Genomic DNA, 19,782 nt, shown 5'->3' on the forward strand with positions numbered 1-19,782 from the left:
TTGCGCTGACGACAGTGCGGCGCCAGGGGGCCGGTGCTCCGTGGCGCAGGGGGAGGAGACCGCTCCGTCATGGGCGTATCACGGGCTTTGCTGATCGCGGCCCCTCAGCCGGACCTGGAATTCGTCCATCAGGACCTGACCCTGATCCGGGACGCCTTGATCCGGTCCGATTACCCGGCTTCGGCGATCACCGTGCTGGACACGGAGGCAGCGGCGACCGGCGACGGCATCATGCTGGCTCTCAACGCCTTCCTCGCCGAGTGCCGGGACGACGACTTCGCCCTCGTCTACTTCACCGGCCACGGGGTGCGCCGGGCCGACGCGGATTACCTGGTGCCCGCCAACGCCGATCCGGAGCTGCTGCGCAGCCTGATCAAGGTGGCACCCAACGAGCTGCTGGGCAGGTTGCGTTCAGCGGCCACCGTGATGCTCTGCCTCGACGCCTGCCGGGACGAGGCCGATCCGGACATCGGGACACCGCCCCCGCCGGAGGCGTCGCACGAGCGCCGCAACGTCGTGCTGGTGCAGGCGTGCGTGGCGGGCGAGCGGGCCATGGGCACCGAGGAGGGCAGCTTCATGGGCCGGGCACTGGCCGAGGTGCTGTCGCCGGACACCCCGTGGCGCACGGTCTCCGAGGTGCTCACCCATGTGAAGCACCGGACCGAGGAGATCGCCCGGGACAACGGGAGCCGGCACCCGGTGGACGTGACGTGGCTGGGCAGTCCCCTCGGTGATCCTCCGGCCGAGCCCTCCCGACGGGAGATCTGCGCGTCCGGACGTGGCTCCGGCGGCTGGACCGCTGCCATGCACGACTCGCCGCTGTGGACCCGGGTGGCCGGCGACGAGGTGGTGACCGGCCGGCTCAAGGACCGCATCAGCCTCCTGATCGACCGGGTTCTGCGGATCAAGTACGACGCCGACCGGGTGCGCAAGGCGGGCCCGGACCTCTGGGAGGACCTCCAGTTCCCCGAGCGCGTGCTCGTCCAGCTCGACCGGCTCGTCCCGGACGGCCCGGACGGGCGGCTGAGCCCCCTCGAGGTGGTCGTCCTGCTGGCCGCCCCGTTCGCCCGCGAGGCGGCCGTGGCGTGCAGCCGCCGGGCCCTGGCGGAGCTGTACCCGCCGGCCGGGCCCGGCCAGGGCGAGGAGGCCCGGCCCGGCGCCGGCGACACGTACCGGGACCACCTCGGACACGACATGGAGGACGTCCGGCGGGCCTACCAGCAGATCGACGCCAAGCGCCGGCGGCTGCGGGACACCGGCGCGACCGAAGCGGCGGTCGCCGCCGAACAGTGGCTGAGGCACCGGCTCCCGGCCGACTGGGACCAGCTCTGGTGCCAGTCGCAGGACGGGGACAAGGGGATCGGCGCCCTGAAGAGCATGGCGGACGTCCTCAGGCTCGTGACGGACGTCGCCGAGTACGCCGCGTTCCTCGAGATCACGCCGAACACCACCCGGCGCAACCGCCTGCGTGACGCGCTCCTCCAGGTGGTCTCCCAGATGTACACCCGCCCGGGGACGAAGGCCCCGGACGGGAAAAAGTGGGAGGACGAGCTGACCGAACGCCTCATGCTCGCCGACACGACGACCTGGCGCCCCGCCCAGCTGGCCGGTCTGCTGCACGTGGCGGAGCTGCTCGCCATCGACCCCCGGATGCTGGACGGGATCGTCGTGGACCACCTCGGCGACGACGTGACCGACCCGGCGACACTCCTCGCCGGCCTGGACGACGGCGGCTTCGCCCCCTCCCGCGACCACGACTGGGGCCTGCTGTTCGAGTGCCCGGGACCTGCGCTGCACGTGGCGCTGGACCGCCAGGCGCAGACGGCAGCCGCCGCCGCGCAGGAACTCCGCGACGCCCACCGCAGACATCCGCTCTACGCCAGGCTCCCCCGCGACGTCGGCACCAGCGGCATGGAGCCCCGGGACGAGAGCTACAAGTCCCCGCCGCCCCGCTTCCAGCTCTCCGAGGACGGCGTCAAGCCGCTCATCATGGGCACGCAGCTGTACGGCGACCACATGCTCGCCCTCCGCGAGCTGTACCAGAACGCGCTGGACGCCTGCCGGCGCCGTCATGCCCGCCAGAGCTACGCCGTCGCCGTCCCGCAGGAGAGCGGCCTGCGCGCCGGCACTCCCGTCAGGGAGCTGTCCACGTACGAGATCACCTTCGTCCTCGGCCGTAGCGAGGACGGGCGGGTCTACCTGGACTGCACGGACAACGGCATCGGCATGACCGAGGACGAGCTCGACAAGCTCTTCTCGCGGGCCGGCCGCCGCTTCGAGCAGTCGCCGCAGCACGTACGCGAGCTGCGGCGCTGGCGCCGCCAGGGGGTACGGCCGGAGCTGAACAGCCGGTTCGGGATCGGCGTCTTCAGCTACTTCATGCTGGCGGAGACGATCGAGGTGACCACCCTTCCGGCCAACGGGAGCGGATTCGGCAGCGGCGAAACGGGCCACCACGTGCACGTGACCTCGGACTCCGGGCTGATGCGGTCCTCCCCGGACTGGTCCATGGAGAGGCCCGGCACCCGCGTCCGCCTCTACCTGCGGCCCGAGTTCGCCGAGTCGCCGCCCTCGGTCGTCAGGATCATGCGGGAGCAGGTCTGGCACACGCCGGTGCGGCTGTCCGTGGAGGACAACCTCATCACTCCGCACGACTCGGACAGCTGGGAACCGGGCGTACTGAAGTCGATCACTCCCGTGGTACCTCCTAAGTCGTCAGAGGGCCCGTGGTGGGTCCGGGGCATGGGCGCCCGGCTGGTGGACGGGATCTTTGTGGGGGACGACGAGAGACCGCATGGCTACGTCGTCAACCTGCGTCGCCGACACGCCCCGGACCTCAGCGTCAACCGCAACCGGCTTCAGGGCTTCGCGGCCGACCTGGTCCGGCAGGACCTGGCTGAGGTCGTTGACACCTTGAAGCACTGGGACCCGCTGCCCCTCCGCTGGCTGTGGCAGCTCACCGAGGACGACGCCCGCACCGGCGAGGTGGTAGTGCAGCACCTGCTGTCCAGCAATGTCCGCGTCACTGTCAGCCAGTGGCACGGCGACGACGTGACCACGCCAGGCGAGTGCCCACCCCTTGCCGTGCTCGGCTCCCTCCCCGCGGACAGGACGAGCCGGGGCCCGTCCGAACCGGCCGGCTCGCCCTCCCTCTTCTTCCGCTGGTGGCGGTCCCAACTGGTCGATGTCGCCAGACAGGCGCTCCGGCCGTCGGCTGCTCGCTCCAAGATCGGACACCCGGCCGGGTTCCCTGCCTTCGCAGCCCTGGACACGGTGCTGTTCCGTGACAAGCCGAGCAGCTCCCTGAGTTCCTTGCACACCGCTCTCTATGCGGCGGCGGACAGCGGCCACGACCTGAGGACCGTGGTGCGCGCTCTCCGGCGCTACGCCGTTGCCGGAGTCCCCATCCCCGAGCTGGCCGACATCCGGCACCTGGCCGACCTCCACATCAGCCCACTGATGGCTGACGTCCACGCCGCGTACACCGCGCAGGGCAGTCCTCGTTCAGGCTGGGAGCATCTTGAACCGCCGGCCCATCTCCCCCTTCTGGTGGCTGCCGGCCGGGCCGGCAAGACACTCCAGGAAATCGCGGACCTGGTCCGCAGGCTGTGCGTACTGGATCCCGGAATCCCGGAGCCTCCGGAACTCGGTGAGCTCGCACGGCACATCCCGGACCAGCAGGAACTCGCCATCCTCGACACCGACCCGGATCTCTTCCTGAACGGGCTGCCGGCAGTCGTCACCCCCGTCCTCGCCGCCTGCATCGACGACGTGCTGGGCATCGAAGCGGCTACCGTCGCGGCCGTCGCCCGAAGGTACGAGCGGTTCGGCTTCGAAGTGCGCGAGGAGGTGGGCGACGCCCGTCTGGCGGACGGCGACCGAGCGGCCCTGGGCGTGGAACGCCGCTCGCTGGCGGAGCGGCTGCTGTGGACCCCGTTCTTCGATCTGCTGTGGCTCGTCGGACTGTCTGCGCGGCGGGGCGACCCGACGGTGGGGTACACGGCCGGGATTGTCCGGGAGGTCACCAACCGGCTACGGCTGCCGATGGAGGATCCCTCGGGCACCCCTCTCGCCTCGATCAAGGCTCCTTCCTGGTGGTCCGTTCTCGAAGCCGAGAACGAGGCGACCGACGGACCGTTGAGCGCGCGGGCGGTGCTGCAGGCTGTGCGGAGCGCACCGGAACCCGACTCCTGGGAAGAGGAGATCGAGGCGGTCGAGACGCTTTCCACGTCAGGATTGGTCTGCGCCGAGGCCGCAGAAACAGTCCGCGCATGGTGGCGATCCTCACCTGGAGAACGCCAGGAGTTCCTGAGCGTCAGCGACCCACCGCGCTTCTCGGGTGGGGGAGGCTGGACCTTCCCGAGCTCCCCCGGACTCGCGGCGAGCTCCATCGGCTTCGAGTTCCTGGTGTTTCTTGCCACGTGCCACACGGCCACAGTCGGTGACATCGCCGTGGCCATGCGCCAGGCGGCTAGGCCCTACGGCATCACAGTCCCTTCCGTGCCCGAGGAGGCCCGGGCCCTGCGACCGAACCTCGCTGTGGCCACGGCCCTGTACACATCCATGGGCAACGGCTGGAGGAGCAAACTCACCCGCCGGGAGATCGTCAGCTACGCCCGCGACCGCGACGTCGATCTGGCGACAGCGGTCGCCGAGCTCCGGCCCTACGAACTCGTCGGTGCCCCGGCGGTCCCAGCCGCCCACGCACCATCGGACGGCTCGGCACCCGGTCAGGAGCTGGACCCGTCCCTCCGGGCCAGACTGGAGGAGCTGTTCCAGTTCCATCCCCTGGTGCAAGGAAACGTCACCCCCCTCACTCTCACCATCACCGCCGTACGCCTGAACCTCGGCCTCAACGCAACCCACCAGGCCCTCGCCTCCTACCCGGAACTCGGGCTGTTCGCGGACCGCATCGCACCCGACAACCCCGCCCCGGACGACGACCACGCCCCCGACTGCCTGGACGTCGTCCTCCTCACCCGGCATCTCACCGGCAGCGAACCGGCCCTCGCCGGTGACGTGACGCACGAGCACATCCAGCTGGCCGCCGAGGAGACCGAGCTGGAGGTCACCGAGGTCCGCCGGCGCCTGGCGCACTACGCGCCGTGGTTCGGCCTCCGCGTCCCCACCGAAGAGGCACCCCTTGTCGCCGGCACGGAGAAGGAGCCCGCGTGACCACCCATCGGAACGCCCCGTACCACGAGCAGCAGGTCCCGCCGCCCGCCGATCTGCGGGAGCGCATGAGCGAGGTGGGGGCCACCGAGTTCACCGGCACCTGTCCGGTCTGCCACGGCACGAACGTGTTCGCGCTGCCCCAGCTCACTCCCGGTGCCGTGCCCAAGCGCTGGCTCCGGAGGCGGGACGGCGGTTCCACGGCACCGGCCGCCGAGTCACGCACCATGCACTGCGAATGCCCGTTCACCCACCCCGACGACCCCCTGGAACGCGAGGGCTGCGGCGCGTGGTGGAAGGTCGTCCCGGGGCCGGTCACAGGGCAGGGCGCCTGATGGCCGGACTGCCCCGCCTGTCCGCACGGGCGATCCGCCTCCAGGCCCGCCAACGCCTGTACGACATGCTCCAGTCCCAGCTCGCCATCGCCCGCCACCAGGCCGAGGGCTGGCGCAACTTCCTCGCCACCGCGACCGCGCTCCTGGCGGCCGTCCTGGTGCTGAAGGGGCGCGAGAACGTCGCCGAGCTGACGCCCGTCTACCGGTGGAGCGTCGTGGGCGCCATCGCGGCCGGCCTGCTGGCCCTGCTGTCGTCGGCCTTCACCGCGGCCTCGGCCGCGCACGGGCGGCCGAAGGACGCGTTGGAGCACGTGGACGAGATCCAGCTCATCCAGTGGGAGAAGAGGGAGCTCGCGCGCACCGCCCTGTACGTCAACCGTGCCCGCTGGCTCGCCGTTGCCGGGGTGGTGGCCACGGCGGCCGGGGTGCTGGCGACCTGGGTGGCGCCCGCGAGCGAGAAGGGCGCCGCGACGGTCACCGTCCACACGCGCGAAGGGACGGTCTGCGGCGAACTGGTGTCCCTCGGCCCCTCCGGCGTCACCGTCCGCGTCAAGGCGAGCGGCGCCGCCGCGTCGGGCGGCGGCAGCCCCAAGGACTCCCTGCGCACCCTGGCCTGGGGCACGCAGGCCCTGAGCGCCGCGCCCGCGTCCGGCTGCTGACAGCGCATCGGGACCCCTACCGGACCCGGTACACCCGCCCCGTCTGCGCACCCTCGACCGAGCGGACGTACGCCGTGGCCACGCGGGCCGCCGGGACCGCTTCGACGCCGGCGAAGAAGGGGCCGTAGGCGGGCAGGGACTCCTCGGCCACCGTGGGGCTGACCGCGTTGACGCGCTGGGGCGGGAGTTCGATCGCGGCGGCCCGGACGAACGCCTCCACCGCCCCGTTCGCCGCGGAGGCGGCTGCGCCGGCCACGACGGGCTCCTCGGTCAGGATGCCGCTGACCAGGGTGAACGAGCCGTGCGGGGGCAGGTGGGCCGCGCCCTGGCGGACCAGGTCGAACTGGCTCAGGGCCTTGTCGCGGAGCGTGGCCGCGAAGTCGTCGGGGGTCAGCTCGGCGAGCGGGCGGAACACCGCGTCACCGGCGGTGACCGCGACCGCGTCCAGCGGGCCGGCCTCCGCGTAGAGCCGGGCGACCTCGTCGGGCCGGGTCACATCGGCCACCAGGTCACCGCCCGAGCGGCCGACCCCGATCACCGTGTGACCGCGCGCCGTCAGCGCCTTCCGTACCGCGCCGCCCAGCGTGCCCGCCGCGCCGACCAGGAGAATCCGCATGTCGCACCGTCCGTCCATCGTGTGTCCAGGGAGGCCGGGAGAGCCCCGGCACCTTCGACGCTACGGACCCCGCGAGCGCGCCGGAAATGCCGTCTGCGCAGGGACTATGCTCCTCAGGCATGGATGATGTGGAGCTGCGCCACCTCCGGGCGCTGGACGCGGTGGCCGAGGCGGGCACCATCACCGCCGCCGCGGTCCGGCTGCACATGACGCAGCCCGCCCTCTCGCGCACGCTGGCCCAGCTGGAGTCCCGGGTCGGCGTCCGGCTGGTCGACCGTTCGCCCCGGCATCTGACGCTCACCCCGGCCGGGCAGACCCTGCTCGGGCACGGGCGGGCGATCCTCGCCCATCTCGACGCGGCCCTCGCCGACACCCGTACCGTCCCCCGCCCCCTGCGCATCGGCTACACCTGCGCGGTCCTCGGGCGGCAGACCGTGCCGCTGCTGCGCTCGTGGCGCCGGGCGCACCCGCACATCCCGCTCGACGTGGTCCGCCAGGACAACAGCACGGCGGGCCTGGCCACCGGGGACACCGACGTCGCCGTGCTCCGCACCGTCCCCGCCGACCCCCGCATCCGGACCGAGGCGCTGTACACGGAGGACCGGGTCGCCGCCCTGCCCGACGACCACCCGCTCGCCGGCCGGGACCGGGTCCTGCTGGCCGAACTGACCGCCCGCCAAGCCCTCCCCCTCGCCCTGTGGCCGGACACCGGCACCGCGTCGCCCGGCCTGTGGCCCCCGGAGCACCGCCCGGACCGCACCGTCGAGGTCGGCAATGTGGACGAGTGGCTGAACCTCATCGCCGCCGGGGGCGCCTTCGGCCTGGGGGCGGCGGGGACGGCCGAGAGCCACGGCCACCCGGGCGTCCGGTTCGTACGGGTGGCCGACGCGCCCGCCGCGACCGTCTACCTCGCGCGTCCCGTTCATCCCACGCATCCGCGCACGGAGGACTTCCTGACGGCGGTCCGGGACGTGGTGAGCGGCGACTGAGCCGGCCCGCGCCCCCACCTGCGGTCATGTGCTCGACGGACAGATGTAGGCCGGCCGTATCCGGCCATTCAATGGCCGAAGAGTGATCTTCAGCCGGCCCGTCCGCCCTGCCGATGCAGGAGGCACCGCCCTCCCGAAGGAGGCTGCCATGGGCGACACACTCCTGACCCTGTCCATCCCCGCGCTGCTCCTCGCCAGCGGCCTCTACACGGCCGTGAGCACCTGGTGGCGGCGCGGGCACCCCGCCCCGCCGTCCCCGTACACCCAGCAGGCCGCCCGGCTGGCCGAGGAACAGGAGCGGCCCTAGGATCTCCCGCCATGGCCGGTCACGGAGGTCCCCGGCGCGACACCCGGGGCATCGTCGACGCGCCCGAGCTGTTCGCGCACGTACAGTTCCGGCGCCGCGAGCCCGCGCCCGGACTGCGGCGGTATCTGGAGCACTACTGGCTGATCGACTGGGACCTCGCGCAGCCGTACGCCTCGCATCTCGTCCCGCACCCCAGCGTCAACCTCGTCTTCGAGCGGTACGCGGGCTGCGGCGACGAGGAGGCGGGGTACGCCGAGGTCTCGGGCATCGGCCTGGAGCTGTTCACGCAGAAGCTGGAGGGGCGCGGGCGGGTCTGCGGCGTGCAGTTCCGGCCGGGCGGGTTCCGGCCGTTCGCGCCTGGGGCGCCCGTCTCGCGGTGGACGGGCCGGCGGCTCCCGGCGGCCGACGTGTTCGCGCCAACCGCACCGCCCGCCGCCGTGCTCGACCCGGCGGCCGAGGACGACCGGGTCGCCGCGCTCGACGCGTACCTGCTGGCGCTCGCCCCCGAGCCCGATCCGCGCGCCGATCTCGCGATGGCCCTGGTGGACCTGGTGCGCACCGACCGCACGATCCTGCGCGTGGACGGGCTCGCCCGCGCCGAGGGCGTGTCGGCGCGCTCCCTGCAACGGCTGTTCGCCGGGTACGTCGGGGTCGGCCCGAAGTGGGTCATCCTGCGCTACCGCATCCACGAGGCGCTGGAACGCGCCGGGGCGGACCCGGACGTGGACTGGGCGGCCCTCGCCGCCGACCTCGGCTACAGCGACCAGGCGCACCTGGTCCGGGACTTCACGGCGACGCTCGGCGTACCCCCCACGGCGCTGGGCGCCCGCTGACACCCCGCTGCCAGTGCCGCGCCCTACAGTGCGGGCATGACCTCTGTGCAGCGCGCCGCGGCATCATCCGTACGCATCGAGCCCTGGTCCGACGGCGACCTGGACCTGCTCCGCCGGGCCAACGCACCGGAGCTGACGGACCATCTGGGCGGGCCCGAGACGGAGGAGCAGCTGACAGCGCGCCACGCCCGCTACGTCGCGCTCAGCGCCGACCGGACGGGCCGGGGCCGCATGTTCCGCGTCGCCCTGGCCGGTGAGGCGGAGGCCGTGGGCGCCATCGGCTTCTGGGAGCGCACCTGGCGGGACCAGGAGGTGTACGAGACGGGCTGGACGGTCCTGCCGGAGTTCCAGGGCCGGGGCATCGCCTCGGCCGCCACGCGCGCGGTGGCCGACGCGGCGCGCGCCGCGCGCAAGCACCGCTATCTGCACGCCTACCCGTCCGTGGAGAACGGCCCGTCGAACGGTGTCTGCCGCAAGGTGGGCTTCACGCTGCTCGGCGCGTGCGAGATCGAGTACCCGCCCGGTCACCCGCTCCTCACCAACGACTGGCGGCTCGACCTGCACGCGGACGGCTGGGGCGGAGATCCCGTTTGACGGGTGGGGCGGATATCCCGTTTGACCGGGTGCCACCGCTTCCTGGATATTTACCTGCGTCGCGCAATCTATGCGTGGCGCATTCAACCATGCCGAGGAGATCCATGCTCACGCTCGTCACCGGCTGCCGCGGCCGTGTCGGCACCGCGCTCACCACCCTCCTGCACCAGGGCGGCCACGCCGTCCGCGCCGCCTCGCGCAACGCCGCCGAGCTGACCCCGCCGCCCGGCGTCCCCGCCGTGACCTGCGACCTCGGCGACCCGGGCACGTTCCCCGCCGCCCTGGAGGGCGTCGACTCCGTCTTCCTGTACGCGGAACCCGCGCACATCGACGCCTTCGTCACCGCCGCCCGGGCCGCCGGAGTACGCCACATCGTGCTGCTGTCCTCCAGCTCGGTCCTGGCCCCCGACCCGGAAACCAACCCGATCGCCGCCGCGCACCACGCGGTGGAGCAGGCGCTGCTCGCCTCACCGCTCACCACGACCCTGCTGCGTCCCGGCGCCTTCGCCACCAACGCGTACGGCTGGGCGGGGGCCTTCCGCTCCGGGCGCCCCGTCGACCTCCCCTACCCCCGCAGCGAGGGCAGCCCGATCCACGAGACCGACATCGCCGAGGCCGCCCTCGCCGCGCTCACCGACCCGGCCCTCCAGGGCGCCGCCCACCACCTCACCGGGCCGGAGTCCCTCAGCGCCGCCGAGCAGGTCCGCATCCTGGCCGACGCCACCGGCACCCCGGCCGCCGTCAACGAGGTGAGCCCGGCCGCCTGGAAGGAGTCCATGGCGTCCTTCATGCCGGCCGAGGTCGCCGACGGGCTGCTCGCCTACTGGGCGACCACCGACGGCACGCCCGCAGAGGTGGCCGACGGGGTGGAGAAGCTGACCGGCCACCCGGCCCGCACCTTCGCCGCCTGGGCCGCCGAGCACGCCGCCGCCTTCCGGCCCTGAAATCCATGGGCGTCGCGGGGCCCCCGATGGCATCCTGACCAGGTGAACGGACCGGAGATCCACCTCGAAGTCGCCCCCGGACTCAGGCTCTTCGTGGCCCATGGGCGCCGGCAGGGGCGGACGCCGGTGATCACCGACGGTTCGTCCACGCTCGGCCATGTCGTCGAGTCCCTGGGCATTCCGCTCACCGAGGCCGGTGAACTCCTCGTCGACGGCCGCCCGGCCCCCGCCTCGCACATCCCGGCCGCCGGGGAGCTGGTCGAGGTCCGCCCGGTGTCCCGCCCGCAGCAGGTGCCGGGGGCGCCCCTGCGCTTCCTGCTCGACGTCCACCTCGGGACCCTCGCCCGCAGGCTCCGGCTGCTCGGCGTCGACGCCGCGTACGAGAGCGAGGACATCGGCGACCCGGCCCTGGCCGCGCTCTCCGCGAAGGAGCGGCGCGTCCTGCTCTCCCGGGACCGGGGGCTGCTGCACCGCCGCGAACTCTGGGCCGGGGCGTACGTGTACAGCGACCGGCCGGACGAGCAGCTGCGGGACGTCCTGGAGCGGTTCGCCCCGGCGCTCGCCCCGTGGACCCGGTGCACCGCCTGCAACGGCCCGCTGACGGCGGCCGACAAGGACACGGTCGGGCGGCACCTGGAACACGGGACGCGCCGTACGTACGACGTGTTCGCGCAGTGCGTGGAGTGCGGGCGGGTCTACTGGCGGGGCGCGCACCACGCCCGCCTGGAGGCGATCGTCGCGGAAGCGGTACGCGACTTCGGCCCGGTGGCGGGCTGAGAGCGGTGGCGGGCTGAGAGCGGTGGCGGGCTGAGACCGGGAGCCTCAGGCGTCGCCCTCCCGCAGCCGCGCGATCTGCACCGTGCTCAGCTCGACCGTCCGCCGCATATGGCCGAGGAGCAGGGCGACCTCGTCGTCGTCGTACGCGTCGAACAGCGCGTCCCAGCCGCCGTTCAGCCGCTTCCACACCGCGCCGAACTCCGCCATGCGCTCGGGCACCGTCGCCACGAGCACCCGCCGCCGGTCCGCGGTGTCCCGTGCCCGGGTCACGTAACCGGCCCGCACGAGCCGGTCCACCAGCCGGGTCGCCGAGCCGGTGGTGAGGCCGGTCAGCTCGGCGACGCGGCCCGTGGTGACGGGCGCCGGCTCCAGGCTGAGCAGGTTCAGGCACTGGAGGTCGGTCGGGTGCAGCCCCAGCCGGTCGGCGACGGCCTGGTTGAACAGCGCGTACGCGGCCATGTAGCGCCGCGACACGACGGACATCTCGGCCAGCAGGGTGCTGCGGCGGGGGGGCTGCTTCGGCGGCATGCGGAGAGTGTACGAAGTCCCAGGTCACCGCACGGGCCCGCGGCCGTGGCACCCTGCTCCCATGTCCGTGCTCCGCTCCACCGCCCTGTTCGTCCTCGCCGCGCTCTTCGAGATCGGCGGAGCCTGGCTCGTCTGGCAGGGCGTGCGCGAGCACCGGGGGTGGGCCTGGATCGGCGCGGGGATCATCGCGCTGGGCACGTACGGCTTCGTGGCGACGCTCCAGCCGGACGGCGAGTTCGGGCGGGTGCTCGCCGCGTACGGCGGGGTCTTCGTGGCGGGCTCGATCGCCTGGGGCATGGCCGCCGACGGCTACCGGCCGGACCGCTGGGACGTGACCGGCGCGCTGGTCTGCCTGGCCGGGATGGCCGTGATCATGTACGCCCCCCGCGACCACTGACCCCGGCCCGCCCGGCCTATCCTGGCCCCGTTCGACCGTACCGTTCAGCCGTCCGAGGAGAGCCCGACCATGGCCGCAACCCCCATCGCCGTCATCACCGGAGCGAGCAGCGGCATCGGCGCCGCGACCGCCCGGCAGCTGGCGGCCTCCGGCTACCGCGTCGTGCTCACCGCCCGCCGCAAGGACCGCATCGAGGCCCTGGCCGCCGAGATCACCGAGGCCGGGCACCAGGCGACGGCCTACGCGCTGGACGTCACCGACCGCGCGGCGGTGGACGAGTTCGCCACCGCCTTCCGCTCCCTGGCGGTCCTGGTGAACAACGCGGGCGGCGCGCTGGGCGCCGATCCGGTCGCCACGGGTGACCCGCAGGACTGGCGGCAGATGTACGAGACGAACGTCATCGGCACGCTCAACGTGACCCAGGCCCTTCTGCCGGCCCTCACCGCGAGCGGCGACGGCACGGTGGTCATCCTCTCCTCGACGGCCGGCCTCTCCACCTACGAGGGCGGCGGCGGCTACGTGGCCGCCAAGCACGGCGAACACGTCCTGGCCGAGACCCTGCGCCTGGAGATCGTCGGCACCCCGGTCCGCGTCATCGAGATCGCCCCGGGCATGGTGAAGACCGAGGAGTTCGCCACCACCCGCTTCCGCGGCGACACGGACAAGGCCGCCAAGGTCTACGCGGGCGTGGACGCCCCCCTCACCGCCGACGACGTGGCCGACACGATCAACTGGGCGGTCACCCGCCCCAGCCACGTCAACATCGACCTCCTGGTGGTCCGCCCCCGGGCCCAGGCGTCCAACTCGAAGGTGCACCGCACGGTGTGAGCCGGGCCGGGGCCGGGGAGACCCGGCCCCGGCTCAGCCCTTCACGCAGATGACCTGCTTCAGCTTGGCGACGACCTCGACCAGGTCGCGCTGCTGGTCGATGACCTTCTCGATCGGCTTGTAGGCGCCCGGGATCTCGTCCACGACCCCGGAGTCCTTGCGGCACTCGACGCCCCGCGTCTGGTCGGCCAGGTCCTTCGTGGAGAAGCGCTTCTTCGCCGCGTTCCGGCTCATCTTGCGGCCGGCGCCGTGCGAGGCCGAGTTGAAGGACTTCTCGTTGCCGAGCCCCTTCACGATGTACGAGCCGGTGCCCATGGAGCCCGGGATGATCCCGTAGTCGCCGGAGCCGGCCCGGATCGCACCCTTGCGGGTCACCAGCAGGTCCATCCCGTCGTACCGCTCCTCCGCCACGTAGTTGTGGTGACAGGAGATGACCGGTTCGAAGGTGACCTTGGCCTTCTTGAACTCCTTGCGGACGACGTTCTGGAACAGCGCCATCATGACCGCGCGGTTGTGCTTCGCGTACTCCTGCGCCCAGAACAGGTCGTTGCGGTACTCGCGCATCGGCTCCGTGTCCGCGAGGAAGACCGCGAGGTCACGGTCGACGAGGCCCTGGTTGTGCGGCAGTCCCTGCGCCCGGCCGATGTGGAAGTCGGCGAGTTCCTTGCCGATGTTCCGCGAGCCGGAGTGCAGCATGAGCCAGACGGAACCCGACTCGTCGAGACAGAACTCAATGAAGTGATTGCCACTTCCGAGCGTTCCCATCTGCTTTGTCGCCCGTTCCTGACGGAACTTGACCGCATCGGCCACCCCGTCAAACCGTCCCCAGAAGTCGTCCCAGCCCCCGGCCGCAAGGCCGTACAGGCCGGACGGGTCGACCGGGTCGTCGTGCATCCCGCGGCCGACCGGGATGGCCTGCTCGATCTTCGAGCGGAGGCCGGACAGGTCGCCGGGGAGGTCGTTCGCGGTCAGCGAGGTCTTCACCGCGGACATGCCGCAGCCGATGTCCACGCCCACCGCCGCCGGGCAGACCGCGCCGTGCATCGCGATCACCGAGCCGACCGTGGCGCCCTTGCCGAAGTGGACGTCGGGCATGACGGCCAGGCCCTTGATCCAGGGCAGCGTGGCGACGTTGCGCAGCTGCTGCATCGCCACGTCCTCGACCGACGCCGGGTCGGTCCACATCCGGATGGGAACCTTCGCACCCGGTACTTCTACATACGACATAACCCCTCGTTTCCCCCGGAAAAGTCTGAAAGCGCAAAACCGGCGCCAAGATCGGCGAAAAGTCGGTCCGACCGGCGTTCACAGCGGCGCGTGCGATACACATTGTGTCCACCGGCCGCCATCGGGCGGCAACCGTTTTTCGCACGAAGGGAGCCCAGGACCGTGCGACGAATGGCGTACGCGACCGGCGCCGTGCTCATCGCAGCGCTCGCCGCCGGCTGCACCAGCGACTCCGGAAGCGGCGATTCCCCGCCCGACAGCAAGCCGGGCACCTTGACCGCCTCCTCCGCACCCCCGGGCAAGTACCGCACCCTCCCCGACGCCTGCCGCGCCATCCCGCGGGCGACCCTCAAGGACCTCCTGCCGGGCACCGCCGACATGCCGGAGGCCCAGCAGGACAAGGTGTTCGAGGGCGCCGCCACGGTCACGTACGACACCGATCGGCGGATCGGCTGCCGCTGGAAGTCCGACGTCCCCGAGGGCACCCGCAGCATCCACCTGGACTTCGAGCGCGTCGTCTCCTACGACACCGCCGTGAGCGACGACGACCGCGCCCGCGAGGTGTACGCGAAGAAGGAGACCGCCGCCGACCTGCCCGACACCGCCCTGCCGCCCGAGAGCCCCGACGCCTCCCCGTCCGGCTCCGGCGACCCGGACTCGGCCACGAAGGGCACGGAGAGCGCGGACAGCACGGACGGCGCGGACGGCGCGGAGAGCACGGACGCCACGGACGGCGCGGACACCGACGACAAGGACGCGACGGGCGACGGCGGCACCTCCGGCGGCCCCGCCGACAGCCTCCAGCCCCGGCTGCTGGACAAGCTGGGCGACAGCGCGTTCCTGGACGACGCGCTCAGCCGGGCCGGCGCCCCCGCCCGACACCGCACCGTGAGCGTGGTGTTCCGCACATCCAACGTCATCGTGACCGTCGAGTACACCGCCCAGCCGGCCATGTCGACCGAGGTCCCCGACAGCAAGGAACTCCAGGAGAAGGCCCAGGCACTGGCCCGTCAGCTGGTCGATTCGTTCAACGACTGACGCCGCCCGGGCCGCTTCCGTACCGCATCCCGCGCCCGCCGGCGAAGGCGGCATCCGGCCGCCGTCCGTCGTACCGTGGCCCTCCGGAGCCACCGGCGGCCGATCGCCGCACCCTGTCTCCGCACGGCTACCGCCGCACCACCGTCCCCCGACCGCCGCGCCATCCGAGTGAAGGAACCATGCACCGAACAGCCCCGCGACTCACCCGCATACTCGCCTGCGCCGCCGTCCCGGTGATGCTCGTCGTCGCCGGCTGCTCGTCGGACTCCGGCGACAAGAAGGAGGCGGACTCCTCCGCCTCCGCGTCGCCGCGGGCGACGAAGTCGGAACCGGCCGTCGAGGCGGCGAAGTTCGCCGAGCTGCCCGACCCCTGCAAGGCGGTCGAGGCGAAGACCGTCAAGTCCCTGGTCCCCTCGGCCAAGAGCAAGAACGGCACCCGCAGCAAGTCCAGCGACACGTCCGTCCGCGCCGGCTGCTCCTGGAACGGGCTGGCCGACAAGGGCGTCAAGGGCTCCCAGTACCGCTGGCTGGACGTCGGCTTCACCCGCTTCGCCTCCGACCAGACGCTGGGCAGCGGGGCCGCCCGGGCGGGCGAGGAGTTCGACAAGCAGGTCAAGAAGACCGAGGCGACCGACGGCGCGAAGAACGTCGCGACCGGGTCCGTCAGCGGTATCGGCGACCAGGCCACGAAGATCACGTACGACCAGTCCAAGACGGACGAGGACTTCCGGTTCACGACGATCGTCGCCCGTACGGGGAACGTCGTCGTGGTCGTCAACTACAACGGCGCGGGTTACGCCGGTTCGAAGACGCCCTCCGCCGAGACGGTCCTGAAGGGCGCCTCGATGGCCGCCGAGGACGCCGTCGCGGCCGTCGCCGACGCGAACGCCGGTGGCGCCGAAAGCCCGAAGGCGACCGGCAAGGCGACTGGCAAGGCGTCCGACGACTCCTCCAAGAAGCCGTCCACGAAGCCCAGTTCGTCGACCGGGCCGAAGTCCTCGCACTGACGCCGAGGGCCGCCCCGGCCCCTCCCCCCGCGACACCTCTCGCACACATGTGCCAGGCTGTGCCCGCCGGAACAAGCCACCGGCGACGAGGACAAGGGAACAGGGAGGGGATGGGGGGTGGCTGCGATGCAGCTGACGCGCACGCATCGGGTGCTGATCGGTCTGGTCGTGGCCGGCGCGGTGCTGATCGCCGCGATCGGCTTCGCCGGTTCGTACGCGGCGGTGCGCGAGCTGGCCCTGAGCAAGGGGTTCGGCGACTTCTCGCTGGTCTTCCCAATAGGTATCGACGCGGGCATCTGCGTCCTGCTGGCCCTGGACCTGCTGCTCACCTGGCTGCGCATCCCGTTCCCGCTGCTGCGTCAGACGGCGTGGCTGCTGACGGCCGCGACGATCGCGTTCAACGGCGCCGCCCTATGTAGGTCGTTCATCCTGTCCGTTGTCCACGGAGAAGCACCCCCACTCACCCAGAAACCTCAGCCGGCGAGGACCCGCATCATGCATCGGTACGGGCCCTCTGCCTTGATCTCCATTACTTAGCGTGATGTCATTCGAGGCAAGCCAGCATGGGCTCGGCGGCGTCCTGGTTGGCTTGCAGCCCAGGGTGGGCTCTTCCCTCCTCCACCCGTGAAAACCCCTCCCGTTAGCCGCTGGCGCCCCAGAAGACCTCAGTCCGACTCGATGCGCCGGCCGGGCGCCGGGGTGCTCTCCTTGCCGTTAACGGCTGCTTCGCCGGTTCCTGCCCTACGCACACCAAGGTGGTCGAGGGTGCGGTTCATGACTTGGAGCACAAGCGACAGAGACTCCTCATCTTCGATGATCTTGAATACTTCCTCGATCTTTCGGCGCACAAGGATCTTTTCATCCGTGGCCTGATCGAGCTTCGCGGCATGGAGTGATTTCTGCAGCTCAGCAAAAGCACCAAGAATCGACTCGACCTTCGCCTTGGGGTCTCCTGCGGCGAGCTGAAGATCGGCATACCGGTTGACCCACCAGACAGGCCCAAGTGCCGGGTCCGTGAGCCGATCTAGCAGCAGATCAAGTTTTACCGACTCTCTGGCGTAGGAGGAACGCAGAGCCGTTTCTTCTTCAGCTCTCTGCAACGCTACCCGCCTCGTCGGCTTGGGGATGCGGAGCCTGACGTGTGCTTCAGTTCGGACTCGCCCTTCGCCATCCCAGAGTTCTCGGCTAAGCAAGGCATTCATGGCGTCTTGTGCGGCGGAGCGGTCCAAGACTCGGTAGCTGCGGGCGACGCCCCCCAATTCTTCTCTCAGGAGGTTCCGCACCATCGCGTCAGGAAGAAGCGGTCGGGGAGCCAAAGAATCGAGATTGAGCCACCACCGATAACGAATCACCGCATCGTAGTGCAGCCCACGGTCTCCGCTTTCCAAAGACGCGGAGAAGGAGCGGCGATCGGATATTCGCCGCTCCTTCAGCCAGTTGAGAATCCGAATCACTGCGTTCCGTGCTCCGGCTCACTCGGGTTGCGAGGATGCGGCTCCCCGGATTCAGTCCCCCGCGGCTCGGCGAGGGGATCGTGCTCTACCTCAACCTCCTGGATGAAATCGGTGAGGAGTGCGTCAATCAAAGCGTCTTTCAGCGGCCCCTTGGCCTTGACCACAGCCTTGATGAAGGGGGCGCCAATCCCCATGGTCCTGCCTAGCGCAATGATGAGATCGACCACCGGCCCAGCAGGCAGACAGTCGCCTTCCGCGCCCGCTCGCCAGCTCAGCAAAACTTGTGGAGCATGGGCGGGGTCCTCGCTGTACCGAATGACGTGCTGCCAGGCTTCGAACAGGCGCTGTCGGATTACTTCTCCGGCCTCTCCGGGCTTCGTCAATGCCACTGCGAGTGGTTCGTTCTCCGGCTGGTCCGCACTCGACGGAACGCTGAAGACGTCGAAGAAGACCTGCCGATCCGTTCCGATCGGCTTCCCTGCGTTCGTGATCCAGGTGACGACGATGTCGGTTACGAGAGGCGCGAGCTCGTCGTCAACAGCCAGTAGGCGCACAGCGTTGAGAGCTTCCTTACGCGCCTCGTCGGTGCCCGGGGAGTTGAGGATGTAGCGTGCCCGGGTCAGGGCCTGGCTGGGGTAGGCCTTTCCGAAGGGGCCCGAACAGGCTCGGGCGACAGCGCACTGGCGTTCCGGCCACTTCTTCCTGTCTGCCCAGGTGGCCAGTTCGGCCCTTACCTGACTCCCGAGAGCAGGGTGCACTGCGAGTTCGGACAAGAGGTCACCGACAAGTACCTGGTGCCGCTTATTGCTGTCACTGAGCCACCCCTTCGCCAGATCGAAGATTGGAGTGACCCCCACAGTCTCTGCGAGCTGCGTCAAAGCTGCGGCAATTGCGTCGAGGTGGTTCTTGGCCGGGCCCTGGCTGATGTCCTGGAGCCACTGCGTCAGCACTTCTTCGGTCAGTTGCCGGTGCTTCGTCCACACGTACCGAAGGATCGCCGGCCCTTGCGATTCATGGACGAGAGATGCGGTGCCTGTGGCCGCGTCGAAGGATATCTCTGCCGGTTCGAGGCGTTTCGGCGCGTCCGGCATCGCGAGGAGCCCGCCCTCGAGCTTCGGAAATTTGATCTTCGGCGCGTCAAGGAGGAGATCCGCACTGTTGAGCACCACCTCAGCGGGTGCCTTGTTCAGGAAGGCTCCCGCGATACGGATGGCTCTGGTCTCCACCCCTTGGCTGCCCCCGCCGAACCAGTCAGTACTCAGGTGGCTTTCCCAGCCCCGGTATTCATCGAGGGCGTCTGTATCCCTGATGCCCTTGGCCTTTGCGATGATCAACGCAAGCCGAACAGCCTCACCGGGTGCACAATCCTGCGGCAGGAGGCCGTGGAACACGCTCTCCTTGTCGTCGATCCACCCGGAGCGATCCCGCGTCTGTTCGTGGCTTTCCAGGTATTTCCTGACGACGGTTGTTGGGCTGGGGCGGTCGATCTCGGTCACGAGGATCTCAGGCTGGGGTCCGCTGGATCGAGCCTGGGACCAGGCAGCCTTCGTCGTGACGATGACCATGCAGCTGCCCGCCTTGCGCAGGGTGGACGCGTAGGTCACGAGGCCGCTGTAGAAGGCCTCGTGAAGCGGCTGCGTGACGCTCCTCAAATTGAGGAGATAGCCTCCTCCGCGCTCTTCGGGCAGGCAGTCCACGTCAGGTTCGTCCCAGTCAGGGAGCAGCTCAAATACACGATCGCTGGCTGTGTTCGTGGCCGCGAGCAGCCGCAGTCCGGCGGACCGGCAGCCATGCTTTTCGGGTGCGAGCAGGACCACGATGTGGACGTTGGCCATGCCCCCGAAGTGCCGCCGGACGGCCTGTGAGGCCTTGTCGAAGTTGTCGCCCGGACTCACGAAGCGGTTCGCTGGCATCAGCTTATCCGGATTGACCGGGCGAGGCCGGAGGTGGCGCAGCCCGGTCAGGTAGTTCGTGATGTTGTTGTCCCGGCCGGCGATGTTCTGGTCGCCGAGGACGAGGTTCTCCTTGACGTCCTGCTTCACCGTGGGGTCGTTCGGAGGCGGAGTCGGCGACGTCA

General features: G+C 70.8%; 18 protein-coding genes and 1 pseudogene. 14 read left to right on the forward strand and 5 right to left on the reverse strand.

Annotated elements, in window-relative coordinates; translation table 11 throughout:
• The first annotated feature begins 69 nt into the window (after positions 1–69).
• The 3 genes from ACN6LM_RS13735 to ACN6LM_RS13745 are packed head-to-tail and all read left to right on the forward strand — an operon-like array spanning position 70 to position 6,166.
• A complete protein-coding gene (locus ACN6LM_RS13735; RefSeq protein ID WP_445065630.1) occupies positions 70–5,175 on the forward strand; it encodes an HD domain-containing protein in 5,106 nt (1,701 codons plus the stop codon).
• Entirely contained in the window at positions 5,172–5,507 is a 336-nt protein-coding gene (locus ACN6LM_RS13740; protein ID WP_445065631.1) for a hypothetical protein, read from the forward strand. Before ACN6LM_RS13735 ends, ACN6LM_RS13740 begins: the two co-directional genes overlap by 4 nt.
• Positions 5,507–6,166, forward strand: a complete 660-nt coding sequence (locus tag ACN6LM_RS13745) for a hypothetical protein (protein ID WP_445065632.1) — start codon at positions 5,507–5,509, stop codon at positions 6,164–6,166. The genes ACN6LM_RS13740 and ACN6LM_RS13745 overlap by 1 nt, the downstream gene beginning before the upstream one ends.
• 16 nt (positions 6,167–6,182) lie before the next feature.
• Here ACN6LM_RS13745 and ACN6LM_RS13750 read toward each other — a convergent pair whose 3' ends face one another.
• Positions 6,183–6,782 (reverse strand): short chain dehydrogenase, encoded by a 600-nt coding sequence (locus tag ACN6LM_RS13750; RefSeq protein ID WP_445065633.1) that lies wholly within the window; start codon positions 6,780–6,782, stop codon positions 6,183–6,185.
• Positions 6,783–6,901: 119 nt separating this feature from the next.
• On the opposite strand from ACN6LM_RS13750, the gene ACN6LM_RS13755 reads away from it, so the two are divergent.
• From ACN6LM_RS13755 to ACN6LM_RS13780, 6 genes are all read left to right on the forward strand, one after another.
• A complete protein-coding gene (locus tag ACN6LM_RS13755; RefSeq protein WP_445065634.1) occupies positions 6,902–7,771 on the forward strand; it encodes a LysR family transcriptional regulator in 870 nt (289 codons plus the stop codon).
• 148 nt (positions 7,772–7,919) lie between these two features.
• Positions 7,920–8,078 carry a hypothetical protein gene (locus ACN6LM_RS13760; RefSeq protein WP_445065635.1) on the forward strand — a complete coding sequence of 53 codons (159 nt, stop codon included), beginning with the start codon at positions 7,920–7,922 and terminating at the stop codon, positions 8,076–8,078.
• Positions 8,079–8,089: 11 nt separating this feature from the next.
• A complete protein-coding gene (locus ACN6LM_RS13765) occupies positions 8,090–8,911 on the forward strand; it encodes an AraC family transcriptional regulator (RefSeq protein ID WP_445065636.1) in 822 nt (273 codons plus the stop codon).
• 36 nt (positions 8,912–8,947) lie between these two features.
• Positions 8,948–9,505, forward strand: coding sequence for a GNAT family N-acetyltransferase (locus ACN6LM_RS13770; RefSeq protein WP_445065637.1), 558 nt, complete (start codon positions 8,948–8,950; stop codon positions 9,503–9,505).
• Positions 9,506–9,609: 104 nt separating this feature from the next.
• On the forward strand, positions 9,610–10,449 hold the full coding sequence (locus tag ACN6LM_RS13775) for an NAD(P)H-binding protein (protein ID WP_445065638.1): 840 nt from the start codon (positions 9,610–9,612) through the stop codon (positions 10,447–10,449).
• Positions 10,450–10,491: 42 nt separating this feature from the next.
• Complete coding sequence (locus ACN6LM_RS13780; RefSeq protein ID WP_445065639.1) at positions 10,492–11,226, forward strand: Mut7-C RNAse domain-containing protein; 735 nt, start codon at positions 10,492–10,494, stop codon at positions 11,224–11,226.
• Between the two features lie 45 nt (positions 11,227–11,271).
• Here the strand turns inward: ACN6LM_RS13780 and ACN6LM_RS13785 are convergent, their stop codons facing one another.
• A complete protein-coding gene (locus ACN6LM_RS13785; protein ID WP_445065640.1) occupies positions 11,272–11,754 on the reverse strand; it encodes a MarR family winged helix-turn-helix transcriptional regulator in 483 nt (160 codons plus the stop codon).
• Between the two features lie 61 nt (positions 11,755–11,815).
• Between ACN6LM_RS13785 and ACN6LM_RS13790 the strand changes: the two genes are divergently transcribed.
• Both ACN6LM_RS13790 and ACN6LM_RS13795 read left to right on the forward strand, forming a co-directional pair.
• The gene (locus ACN6LM_RS13790; protein ID WP_164398621.1) at positions 11,816–12,151 is read left to right on the forward strand and encodes a YnfA family protein; all 336 of its coding nucleotides are present in this window, start codon (positions 11,816–11,818) and stop codon (positions 12,149–12,151) included.
• Positions 12,152–12,220: 69 nt separating this feature from the next.
• Entirely contained in the window at positions 12,221–12,979 is a 759-nt protein-coding gene (locus ACN6LM_RS13795; protein WP_445065641.1) for an SDR family NAD(P)-dependent oxidoreductase, read from the forward strand.
• A gap of 33 nt (positions 12,980–13,012) precedes the next feature.
• On the opposite strand, the gene ACN6LM_RS13800 is transcribed toward ACN6LM_RS13795, so the two are convergent.
• On the reverse strand, positions 13,013–14,206 hold the full coding sequence (locus ACN6LM_RS13800) for an RtcB family protein (protein ID WP_445065642.1): 1,194 nt from the start codon (positions 14,204–14,206) through the stop codon (positions 13,013–13,015).
• Between the two features lie 171 nt (positions 14,207–14,377).
• Here ACN6LM_RS13800 and ACN6LM_RS13805 point away from each other — a divergent pair, with 171 nt between their 5' ends.
• From ACN6LM_RS13805 to ACN6LM_RS13815, 3 genes and pseudogenes are all read left to right on the forward strand, one after another.
• The gene (locus ACN6LM_RS13805; RefSeq protein WP_445065643.1) at positions 14,378–15,244 is read left to right on the forward strand and encodes a DUF3558 domain-containing protein; all 867 of its coding nucleotides are present in this window, start codon (positions 14,378–14,380) and stop codon (positions 15,242–15,244) included.
• A 179-nt stretch (positions 15,245–15,423) separates the two neighbouring features.
• A complete protein-coding gene (locus ACN6LM_RS13810; protein ID WP_445065644.1) occupies positions 15,424–16,251 on the forward strand; it encodes a DUF3558 domain-containing protein in 828 nt (275 codons plus the stop codon).
• Between the two features lie 126 nt (positions 16,252–16,377).
• Positions 16,378–16,662, forward strand: a pseudogene (locus ACN6LM_RS13815) (DUF2637 domain-containing protein); the annotation flags it as partial.
• Positions 16,663–16,916: 254 nt separating this feature from the next.
• Here ACN6LM_RS13815 and ACN6LM_RS13820 read toward each other — a convergent pair.
• Together ACN6LM_RS13820 and ACN6LM_RS13825 are read right to left on the reverse strand one after the other, a co-directional pair.
• A complete protein-coding gene (locus ACN6LM_RS13820) occupies positions 16,917–17,705 on the reverse strand; it encodes a hypothetical protein (RefSeq protein WP_445065645.1) in 789 nt (262 codons plus the stop codon).
• Positions 17,702–19,747, reverse strand: a complete 2,046-nt coding sequence (locus ACN6LM_RS13825; protein ID WP_445065646.1) for a hypothetical protein — start codon at positions 19,745–19,747, stop codon at positions 17,702–17,704. Before ACN6LM_RS13825 ends, ACN6LM_RS13820 begins: the two co-directional genes overlap by 4 nt.
• Positions 19,748–19,782: the final 35 nt, after the last annotated feature.

The organism is Streptomyces sp. SAS_281 (assembly GCF_052542855.1).

Coding starts and splice junctions, on each gene's coding strand:
- ACN6LM_RS13775 (WP_445065638.1), top strand. CDS start 9,610: ATGCTCACGCTCGTCACCGGCTGCCGCGGCCGTGTCGGCACCGCGCTC.
- ACN6LM_RS13755 (WP_445065634.1), top strand. CDS start 6,902: ATGGATGATGTGGAGCTGCGCCACCTCCGGGCGCTGGACGCGGTGGCC.
- ACN6LM_RS13805 (WP_445065643.1), top strand. CDS start 14,378: ATGGCGTACGCGACCGGCGCCGTGCTCATCGCAGCGCTCGCCGCCGGC.
- ACN6LM_RS13795 (WP_445065641.1), top strand. CDS start 12,221: ATGGCCGCAACCCCCATCGCCGTCATCACCGGAGCGAGCAGCGGCATC.
- ACN6LM_RS13750 (WP_445065633.1), bottom strand. CDS start 6,782: ATGCGGATTCTCCTGGTCGGCGCGGCGGGCACGCTGGGCGGCGCGGTA.
- ACN6LM_RS13810 (WP_445065644.1), top strand. CDS start 15,424: ATGCACCGAACAGCCCCGCGACTCACCCGCATACTCGCCTGCGCCGCC.
- ACN6LM_RS13760 (WP_445065635.1), top strand. CDS start 7,920: ATGGGCGACACACTCCTGACCCTGTCCATCCCCGCGCTGCTCCTCGCC.
- ACN6LM_RS13765 (WP_445065636.1), top strand. CDS start 8,090: ATGGCCGGTCACGGAGGTCCCCGGCGCGACACCCGGGGCATCGTCGAC.
- ACN6LM_RS13735 (WP_445065630.1), top strand. CDS start 70: ATGGGCGTATCACGGGCTTTGCTGATCGCGGCCCCTCAGCCGGACCTG.
- ACN6LM_RS13745 (WP_445065632.1), top strand. CDS start 5,507: ATGGCCGGACTGCCCCGCCTGTCCGCACGGGCGATCCGCCTCCAGGCC.
- ACN6LM_RS13790 (WP_164398621.1), top strand. CDS start 11,816: ATGTCCGTGCTCCGCTCCACCGCCCTGTTCGTCCTCGCCGCGCTCTTC.
- ACN6LM_RS13785 (WP_445065640.1), bottom strand. CDS start 11,754: ATGCCGCCGAAGCAGCCCCCCCGCCGCAGCACCCTGCTGGCCGAGATG.
- ACN6LM_RS13800 (WP_445065642.1), bottom strand. CDS start 14,206: ATGTCGTATGTAGAAGTACCGGGTGCGAAGGTTCCCATCCGGATGTGG.
- ACN6LM_RS13770 (WP_445065637.1), top strand. CDS start 8,948: ATGACCTCTGTGCAGCGCGCCGCGGCATCATCCGTACGCATCGAGCCC.